The sequence below is a fragment of the Bacteroidales bacterium genome, from assembly GCA_012517825.1.
GTDB lineage: Bacteria > Bacteroidota > Bacteroidia > Bacteroidales > JAAYUG01 > JAAYUG01.
In genome coordinates, this window is record JAAYUG010000026.1 from 1 (window position 1) to 10,347 (window position 10,347).

5 protein-coding genes are annotated in these 10,347 nt (G+C 47.1%); 4 read left to right on the top strand and 1 reads right to left on the bottom strand.

All coding sequences use genetic code 11. The features are described 5' to 3' along the window. Window positions 1-70: 70 nt before the first annotated feature. On the bottom strand, window positions 71-3,196 hold the full coding sequence (locus GX419_01670) for a hypothetical protein (GenBank protein NLI23399.1): 3,126 nt from the start codon (window positions 3,194-3,196) through the stop codon (window positions 71-73). Window positions 3,197-3,311: 115 nt separating this feature from the next. Between GX419_01670 and GX419_01675 the strand changes: the two genes are divergently transcribed. The 4 genes from GX419_01675 to GX419_01690 all read left to right on the top strand — a co-directional run. Further along, window positions 3,312-5,960: a carbohydrate binding family 9 domain-containing protein gene (locus GX419_01675; protein NLI23400.1), complete on the top strand. Its 2,649-nt coding sequence runs from the start codon at window positions 3,312-3,314 to the stop codon at window positions 5,958-5,960. Between the two features lie 116 nt (window positions 5,961-6,076). After that, window positions 6,077-8,797 carry a family 78 glycoside hydrolase catalytic domain gene (locus tag GX419_01680; GenBank protein ID NLI23401.1) on the top strand — a complete coding sequence of 907 codons (2,721 nt, stop codon included), beginning with the start codon at window positions 6,077-6,079 and terminating at the stop codon, window positions 8,795-8,797. Then, window positions 8,794-9,840 carry a hypothetical protein gene (locus GX419_01685; protein NLI23402.1) on the top strand — a complete coding sequence of 349 codons (1,047 nt, stop codon included), beginning with the start codon at window positions 8,794-8,796 and terminating at the stop codon, window positions 9,838-9,840. Before GX419_01680 ends, GX419_01685 begins: the two co-directional genes overlap by 4 nt. Further along, on the top strand, window positions 9,837-10,347 hold a 511-nt coding region (locus GX419_01690), incomplete at its 3' end, for a hypothetical protein (protein NLI23403.1). The genes GX419_01685 and GX419_01690, both read left to right, overlap by 4 nt.

Genomic DNA, 10,347 nt, shown 5'->3' on the forward strand with positions numbered 1-10,347 from the left:
AAGGGAATGACAGCAAAAAGCAAACTGTAAAAAAGAGATTTCATTGGCAGAACATTGTTTTTGTTCTTTCTTATTCCTGACCTGCCGCAATTACAAACTCCTCATTGAGGCCGTAATCGAGCTGATCATATTGATTGCCGGAAGGCTGAACAGCAGGTGCATATTTGAAACTCCAGGGAGTTACAATGCCTCTTTGCCGCACAAAATGGAATGGCCCCAAAAGATTCTTCAGCGATCCGTACACGATAACTTCCACTTTGTTTTCACCTTTTTTACACCAATTTTCCAGTGAAAGCACATACGGCGGAGAAAAAATGACTCCGGCTGACTTCCCGTTGATTTTCACTTCGGCTACGGTACCATTCCAGTTTTTCAGCTGAATCTGAATGTTTTTTGTTTTTTTCTGAAGGTTAAATGTACCGGAATATGAAATCCTGTCGGCATAAAAAGGCAAGCCCTGTGTTTTCCATGGTCCATACTCCAGCCTGACGGAAGGCGCAAGGAAAAAGCCTGAGGTGTCGGGCCATACGGAAAAATCACCCAGTATATATACCGGTTCGATTTCAGCAAATATCCGCATGGGAGAAATGCTCAAACCCAGAATGTTTTTTCCGGGAACTACTGCCTGGCTAATATCATATACTCCAAAACGTTTGTCAAGCCACCACTGGCCGGCTGTTGGTTTTACTTCTTTCCCGTTAACCGAGACTTTCCATAGCCAGGGCCTTTCTACAACAGCTTTCATATTGCTTATACTGGTGCCTTTTTCGACCTTAAAAGGATAAGATACTGAAAAACCGGTTCCTGGTGAGAAGGTATCGCTCTCCACCAACTGCTTTTTAAATTGGGAAGATGAAACCCATGGATTATCCGGAAATCCATGGGCCTGCCAGATCATGTCGCCCGCCGAATAGAAATAGAGGAAGGTATCGGGTTTTCCGTTGAGGTGCAGGCTGCAATAATCCAGAGCAATGACATTGGGTGACAAGCGGGCGGGTTTATTGTATATGACCGGAAGCGGATGCATAGTTTCCGGCACAAATTTTCTGACCGGATAGATATGTTTTTTATTGCTGGCAAAAAGCAGAAGGGAGCCGGAAGGCGGCAGGCTGAAGGATACACGTACCATGGTATCTTCAGTCTGGGCAGGATACCGGAAGATTTTACCTGAAAGGGCATCCAGTTCGTACAAATAAGAACCTTTCAGATGAACGGTTCCCCTGGCGTTCTGGTCATGATGGGTATTGACAAGAAATAGCAACTGCCCGTCGCTCAGTATCCGGCGCATGTGGTATAAGGTACCGGTGATATTTCCCGGATTTTCGAACCAGCATTCCTTTTCCCTCAATAAAGGGAGCAGGGCTTCATCGGGCAATGCCGGAACTGCAATCCATTGTTTTGCAAAAACGACGGGGAAGTCAGCCAATTCCTGATCCGATGTTCCGTCAGTGCGATCAGGCCTGGCCCCCACTGCCACCAATTTGCCGCCAGACGACAGGTATTGTTTTAGAAGGTCTCTGACGGGTTTGTCAAGATTCCGGGTAAAAGGCGGGAGGATAACCACATTATAGGAGCGATTCCCGACAACCAGTCTGTTCCCTTCCACTTTGGCATTGTTTTTCATGGAATTCTCACAGCCGAGATCATACTCGATCTGGTATTTTTCAAGACCGGCCAGAAGCTGATGGAACGACCGACTGATACTGTCAAGCAAAGGATTGTTCCGTCCTGGCTTATAATACATCCATGCCGTGGTTGTTGGCTCAATCACCAGAATTCTGTTTACCTGATCACCGGATGAAAGCGCCAGTGAGAGTCGTCCGAAATAGTCACTCTGCACCTTATAAAGATCCCACCATGGAGTATGGTACGAAAAACTTTGCGGAAAATCGTGTTTCCGGTCACCGGCAACAGACATATAGGAAAGGTGCTGGTTCATAAAATTGACTCCCAGCACATATTCCCAATCGCCAAGCCGTTTCATATCATTAAAGGTAAGCTCCCAGCCGGAAGCTCCATACGTTTCACTAAGGGTACGTTTCTTTCCGAGCTGGTTGGCTATGCTCGAAAGTTCTTTCACTGCCCTGATGTTACCAAACTGAACCGGGAATTTTTCCTGGTCTATGGTATTGAACAGCATATCAATGCCAGGCATCTGGTGGTATTCATACATGGCCATGTTGTCAGGTCCGTCGGCCAGCCAGGGCCATCCATGTTCCCAGTAATGGCCTGTCCAGATAAGTTTTTTTGAAACCGAATACTTGTTCCAGGGCACTGACCAGCGTTCAATAAATAACTTGAGCAGGGTGCTCTGGTAATTATGCCTTACTCTCATCCAGTCACCGGTTTCTTCAAAAAGGCCCGGGAGGTAAAGTCTCAGGTCGTAACCCCATTGCTTTTTAAACTCATCAAAGAGATCGGGTGTAAACCGCACAGCATTTCTGCCGGGAGGATTGATATTCGGCTCGTCGGTGAAGGTGCCCTTAATGGTATTTCCCAGTTCAGGTCCCAGATTTTTTTCATACCCTGACATGGTTACTTCAATAAACTTTTCCGTAACTCCGGGTTTGAGCAGGTCAACGTAGGAAAATCCGGCATACCATTTGGAACGTTCATAAAAGGTAAGTTCCACCAGTGCAAATTCTCCTTTTTTTCCCTTGTATCTGGCTGTATCGGCCGTAATATCCTTCCATTGTTTTTTTTCTTTTCTGAAAATGAACGGATATATCTTTCCGGGTTCCGGTTTCAGGATGCTGGCAGTTTTCCATGACAGACCCTGACCCTGATTGTACGACTCGGGCATTTGTGCCGGAACAAGACCACCCGCAAAGCCGCTCGGGAAGGAGTTTTCGTCATAAATCCATATTTCCAGCCCCAGTTTCTTTGCTTTTTCTGTTGCATACCTGTATAACTCAAACCATTCCTTTCCAAGGTATTCCGTAACCAATCCATACCGCGGATGAATGAAAAGCCCCCCGAATCCTTTCTTTTTATAATCAGCAAGCTGTTCATCAATCTGCTCTTTTGTAATACTGTCATTCCATACCCAGAAAGGCTGGGTGCGGAAGGAAGCAGGAGGATCTTTAAAATAAGCAGCCAGATCAGTGAAATCAGAAACAAGACTGACAGTGTCTTTTTTCCGGGAACATGAAAACAGCAATACAGCAGAAAGGAAAATGATTATAGCATGCCTCATGGATAGGATGAATTAATATTACAAGTATAGGGAAAAGACGTTTTATTGACAAGTGTCCTTGTGGAAAAACCGGATATTTTATTATTTTACGCCCATCACGAAAGATCAGCGGCTCATGAAGTACAGGTCATTTGGTGTTGTTTTTCTGTATTCGATGATTCTGCTTTTCCCTTTTTCTTCTGCGGGGTGGGCGGGTGAAAGGATTTTCCCATTGAAAGGGAAAGCCGGACAAAGAGTATATGAAACAAAACGTATCCGTACAGCTCCCCCAAAAATCGATGGCAAACTGAATGATGCCTGCTGGGACGAAGGGATCTGGGCCGGAGATTTTGTTCAGCAGAGGCCGGTAGAGGGAGCCGTTCCTTCCCAGAAAACAGAAATCAAGATTCTGTACGATGAACACAACATTTATGTTGCTATCAGGGCCTATGACAATCAACCCGACAAAATTGACCGGCAGATGGGCAGGAGGGATATGTTTACCGGCGATGTTGTTGGAATCTGCTTTGATTCTTACCATGATTACCGCACAGGATTTGAATTCAACCTCACGGCAGGAGGAGGCAAGATTGACCTGTTACTTACCAATCAGGGAGTTGATCTGAGCTGGGATGCCGTATGGTATGGAAAAACAGCGCTGGAAGATTCTGCATGGACGGCTGAAATGCAGATTCCCCTGAGCCAGCTTCGATATAGCACTGAAAATGAGCAGGTCTGGGGGCTTCATGCCTGGCGGTGGATAAACCGTTATCAGGAGGAATGCCAGTGGAATCTGATTCCCCGGGATTCTCCCGGGCCGGTGTATAATTTCGGAGAACTGCATGGAATTCGTGATATACCGAAGTCCAGAAGAATAGAACTTCTGCCCTACTCTCTTGCCCGGTTAAACCACACACAACAAACTCAGGGAGATCCGTTTGCCAATGCCGGACGAAAAGATTTCTCAGCCGGATTGGACGGCAAAATTGGTTTAGCATCCGATTTTACAATGGATTTTACCATTCTGCCGGATTTCGGCCAGGTGGAGGCAGACCCTTCGGTACTGAATCTCAGTGCCTATGAAACGTATTTTGAAGAAAAACGGCCTTTCTTCCTCGAAGGGCGCAATATTTACCAGTTTGCTACCAGCGGCCAGCAGCTTGTTTATACCCGGAGGATAGGTCATGCTCCCAGCATCCGGCCAGAACTACATGAAGGAGAATATATCCATTCGCCACAGTATACAAAAATCCTGGGCGCATTAAAGCTGACAGGTAAAAACTCACAGGGTCTTTCACTTGGCATCATTGAAAGCGTTACCTCGGAAGAATATGCAAACATATCAAACGGCATCAGTCAGCGAAAAGAACTTGTTGAACCCTATACAAACTATTTCGTAGCCAGGGTTGAAAAAGATCTGAATGATGCCAACACCGTTTTTGGTGGAATCATTACAGCGGTAAACCGAAATACAGACTCTCCTTCAACTGAAGAATTGAACCGCGGGGCATATTCGGCTGGAATCGATTTCAGGCAATACATGAAGGAAAAGACTTTTTATTTCGACGTTGAATCCGTTATCAGCCACATCCGGGGGTCGAAAGAAGCGATATACAGGGCACAGACATCCCCTGCCCGTTACTTTCAGCGGCCGGATGCTCCTTATGTTCAACTCGACAGTAACAGGACTTCCCTTACCGGAACAGCCGGAAGCATTGAATTCGGTAAAGGAAGTAACGGCCCCTGGCGGTTTTCCGAAAGTTTCAGCTGGAGTTCTCCTGGTCTGGAGCTGAACGATATAGGATATCTCCGTTCAACCGACAAAATTGAACAAAGCACTTCTCTTTCCTATGTTAAAACAGAACCTGAGCTGATTTTCCGCTCTTATCATCTGGGGTTCGGACAATTCAACCGGTGGGATTTCGGAGGCAGACTGCAGAGCTCCTCCCTGAGCCTGGGGGCATCAGCACAGTTCAGCAATATGTGGTCGGTAAATTTTCATGTAAGCCGGTACAGACCATCGTATGAAAATGACATCCTGCGTGGCGGCCCGTCTATGAAAGAGCCCGGCGGATGGACAGGTTTTCTGAGTCTAGGAACAAACTATGCCCGCAAAGTAAGCCTTAGCATTAACAGCAGTATTTATTCAGCTGATGAAATCAATCAGCAAAGTCTGTATCTGGCACCCGGATTGAATTTTAAACTAACCCGGGCCCTCCAGATGAGTTCGTATTTTTCCTATTCTTTCAGTACAAATGACATGCAGTATATAACCAGTATTCCTTTCGGCACAGATACACGTTATATTACTGCATCGCTTGAACAGGAGCGGATCAACATGACCCTTCGCATCGACTATACGATACTTCCCGGACTTACCATTCAGTATTACGGTTCGCCCTTCTTGGCTTCGGCCAGTTACAATGATTACAAACGAATAACCAATCCTGTTGCGGCCTCATATTACGATCGTTTTTCCTATATCGCAAGAAATCTTCCCGAAAAACCCTCACAGCAGCCGGAGATTGCTGTCGATGAAAATTATGACAATATGGTGGACTATGTGATACAGCGCCCGGATTTCCTTTTCAGGCAATTCAGGTCCAATCTGGTTGCACGCTGGGAATATAAAGCAGGTTCATCATTGTATTTTGTGTGGTCACAGGGCCGAACCGGTTCAGACAATGATCCTGCTCTGCGTTTTGCCGACGGATTAAAGTCCCTTGCCAGCGATTTTCCTAACAATGTTTTTCTGATAAAACTAAATTACTGGTTTTCATTATAGGCCAATACCGGAAGATGGGCCGGCATCATAAAAACTCGTGAAAGTTTGTTTCATGCAGCAAAAATGTTTCTATATTTAGTGGAAAAATAAATACGAACCAACTTAACTTCATGAATATGAAAAAACTTGCGCTTGTATTTCCTTTGATTCTTCTGCTGATTTCCTGTACGCGTTATTCGGGCAAGCCAGTAATGCTCCGGTGTGAATACGATGAAAATCCCCTCGGAATTGATACTCCGACCCCGCGGTTTTCATGGGCAATGAATGATACAATCCGCATGGCTCTTCAGAAAGCCTGGCAGATCATGGTGGCTACTGCCCCTGAAAAACTCACTTCCGGGAAACCCGATATGTGGGACAGCCGTATGGTGCGTTCCGACGTATCTCAGTTTGTGCCATACAGCGGAAAGCCTCTTCAGTCGGCAACCCGCTATTACTGGAAAGTAAGATACTGGAACCATCGCGGAGAAGTATCAGCATGGAGCGATGTTCAATGGTTTGAAACGGCCTTCCTGAAAGAGGATGACTGGAAGGCAGATTGGATTACGGCAGTCAGACCCGTTGATTCCCGTCCACCCCGTTCCGTGCTGATGAAAAAAGAGTTTTCTATTGACAAGGAACTGGCATCTGCCAGGTTATACATAACGGGTCTGGGAAACTATGTTGCGTTCATTAATGGACAGCGTGTTGGCATTGATCTGCTTACACCGGGATGGACCGATTACCGGCAAAAAGTTCAGTACCAGATTTACGATGTTACCGGAATGATGCAGAAAGGACCGAATGCCTGGGGTGCTGTTCTCGGAAATATGTGGTGGAGCAGCGGTCTCGGATGGCAGGGAGGTTCCACATACAGCAACGGTCCCCTGCGGTTAAAGGGTCAGCTTTGCCTCACATTTGCTGACGGAACATCGGAAGTAATACCTACCGACACAAGCTGGCAGTTCACTGATTCACCGGTTGTTTACAATCACATTTACCATGGCGAAACCTACGATGCACGGATGGAAATTCCCGATTGGTCGAAAGCCGGTTCTACAGCCGGGCGCTGGACAAAGGTTGCCGTACTGGATACCTTCCATGTGAAACTGGTTGCCCAGCAGGATCCGCCGATCCGCGAATCGGAGCAGATTTCCCCCGTGAACATTACCGAACCTAAAAAAGGAATATTTGTTTTTGATTTTGGACAAAATATGGTCGGATGGGCACGGTTATCTGTTCAGGCTCCGGCAGGTACGATCATAGAAATGCGGTTTGCCGAACTCCTCCACGATGACGGAACGGTGGCACAGGAAAACCTGCGCCAGGCAAAAGCGACCGACCGGTATATCTGCAAAGGACAAGGAACAGTGATCTGGGAACCCATGTTTACGTACCACGGATTTCGGTATGTTCAGGTTACTGGGCTAAAGGAAAAACCCGCCGGGGAAACGCTGACCGGCATTGTAATTCATTCTTCAGCGCCTTTCAGAGGAAAATTTGAATGTTCCGATACCCTGCTGAACCAGATCTGGAAAAACATTACCTGGGGACAAAGAGGCAACATGATGAGTGTTCCGACCGATTGCCCCCAGCGTGATGAACGCCTCGGATGGATGGGCGATGCCCAGATTTTTGCCCCCACAGCTTTTTTCAACATGGACATGAACCGCTTCTTCGTGAAGTGGATGCGCGATATAGCTGACTGCCAGGATACATCAGGATATGTGTATGATGTCAATCCGGCTATAGTGGTTGGAGGTCCTGCCAAACCGGGATGGGGCGATGCCGTAGTGGTGGTTCCCTATGTAACCTATTTATTTTCAGGTGACCGCTCTGTTCTTGAAGAAAATTATGAAGCCATGAAAAAATGGGTTCACTACATGGACGCCAGGGCAAAAAACAACCTGTACGAATTCGGCGACGGCGACTGGGGTGGATACGGAGACTGGGTAGCCGTTGTGCCCAGTCCGACCAAGCCTACGGGCGGGCTTTACCACTATTACAGCACAAAACTGCTTTCCGAAATTGCCGGAATTCTTGGGAAGAAGGAAGATTCAACGGCTCTTGCCAATCGTCTGCCGCTGATTGCCCAGGCTTACAATGCAAAATACTTCTATCCTGATTCAGGGCATTATATTGCCAATACCCAGACCATGAACCTTCTGCCGGTTGCCTTTGGCCTGGCCCCTGAAAATCTGCGCACCGATCTGATCAAGAAGGTTGCAGAAAATGTGGTACAGCGGGATACCCATCTTACTACCGGTTTTATGGGAACCGCCTATTTGCTCCCTCTGCTGAGCGATTACGGATACCATGATCTTGCCTGGAAAGTCGCTACCCAAACCACCTATCCTTCATGGGGATATATGGTTAAGAAAGGTGCTACCACCATCTGGGAATTGTGGAACAGTGATACAGAGAGGCCCGAAGGCATGAATTCACGGAATCATTTTGCCTATGGAAGTGTAGGTGAATGGTATTACCGATATCTGGCCGGTATACAACCCGACATCAGTCAGCCCGGATTCAAAAAAATCATTTTCCACCCAAGGCCTGCAGGAGATCTCACCTATGCATCAGCCGAGCTGATGACAGGATACGGACCGGCCTCCATTGCCTGGAAAAAGAACCAGGCCCAGATGCAGATAGACCTGCGGATTCCTGCTAACACTTCCGGAATAATAAGAGTTCCATTTGATCCGGAAAAGAATACCGAAATCACAGAGAGCGGAATACTTGTCTGGAAAAACAGTAAGCGGGAAAAATCTTCCAGAGGGCTTACCTTTGTAAAGCAGGAAAAAGATTATCTGGAATTTGAAGCCGGTGCAGGAAATTATCATTTCCTGATTCAATGAACAGAAGGAGTTTTATAGAGCGAAGTGCGTTGCTGATGGCAGGACTTTTTTCCCTGCCTGCCATCAGGAATCAGGCACATACCATCAGAAAAAAAGCAGGTATCGAATCGAAAGAATTTGTCTTTGCAGCCATTTGCTCTGCCGGACGATTTGAACAGCTGAAGGAAATGCTCAAACCGTCTTCCGGCATCAGGCTGGTAAGGTATTCACCGGCCCGGGCAATACGGCGAAAGGTTTCTGCCGCATGGATTGAAAGGGGTTACCGCCAGAGGCAAAAGCATATCATCAGGTTATTGACGGCAGGAATTCCAGTTCTGGCAGAAGCTCCCTACAATGAAGGAATCTCCGCCTTCGACACCCTGCAAAAGACGGCCTCTTCCGTAACCGTACCGGCAGGAATTGCCCATTATCACCGGTTTCTGCCTGCCTGTTTCTCCGCACGGGAGCTTCTATTATCAGGACGTATCGGAAAAATCAGTTCGGTTCAGGTACAAATCAATCAACCCGAAAACGATCCTCTGTTGCCCTTCTCCCCGAATCTTCCGGAAGCTCCGTTGCTCGTCATTTTGAACCTGATGCAATGGCTGTTGTCGCAACCGCTTCTGGCTATCCGAATTAGCAGGAAGGAAACAGCAGTTCCTGCTTCTGCCATAAGCAGCGGTATTATCATGGGCGCCATGGAAGACTTCCCCGTACGAATTGCAACTACCCCAGATTTTTATGACAAAAACGGAGCATGGAGCATTCTTTTCATCGGAGAAAAAGGCCAGATACGGCTCGGCGCCAACAACCTGCTCGAAATCATTGATGCATCAGGCAGATGGCAAAACCTGTCAAAAGAAGACCCTAACAAGGCATCCCTTTCAGTGCGCATGTGTTTTGAAGATTTTGCCCTGGCAGTAAAAGAAGGAAGACAGCCGGAAGGAAAAACTACCGACATGCTTCCTGACAGCCTGTTGTTGAATGGAATCCATCAGAGCCTGCAATCGGGCAAAGGAGAATTGCTGGTAGAACTTCCGTTCGGAAAGGCCATACGCTTATGAACATCGAAAAAGAAATCCTCGGGCGCGCTGTTGAAGTGGTCTTTCAGAGAACCGCACGAAAAGACTGTATGCCCCAAACTCTTGCAAATGACCTGTTCCTTGAAAGTCTGCTCTACTGTTCCCCGGCGTTCGGTCGACCTGCCTATCAGGAATATGTGCTGAGTACCATATCCGGCAGAGAGAAACAGGGAACTATTCGCTTCAGCCGCAAACAATTTTACACATGTCTTCCATACAATTTATGGATCAGCACCGGGGAGGAAAAATACCTTGAGGGTCTTGTCAGGTTTGCTGCCGAATTAAGGGATAGTATCGGACGGGACATAGACGGTGCTGTGGTTGCACCGGATGACGGCCGCAAATGCAGAATTTCGGTACTGGTTCTCCAGGGCTATGCCACCTGTATGGCAAGGACCGGAGCCATAACTGGAGATACAGGGTGGTTTGATGAAGCCGTAAACCAGTTTGGTATTTACAGAAAGGTTCTTCGCAATGAACAAACAGGCT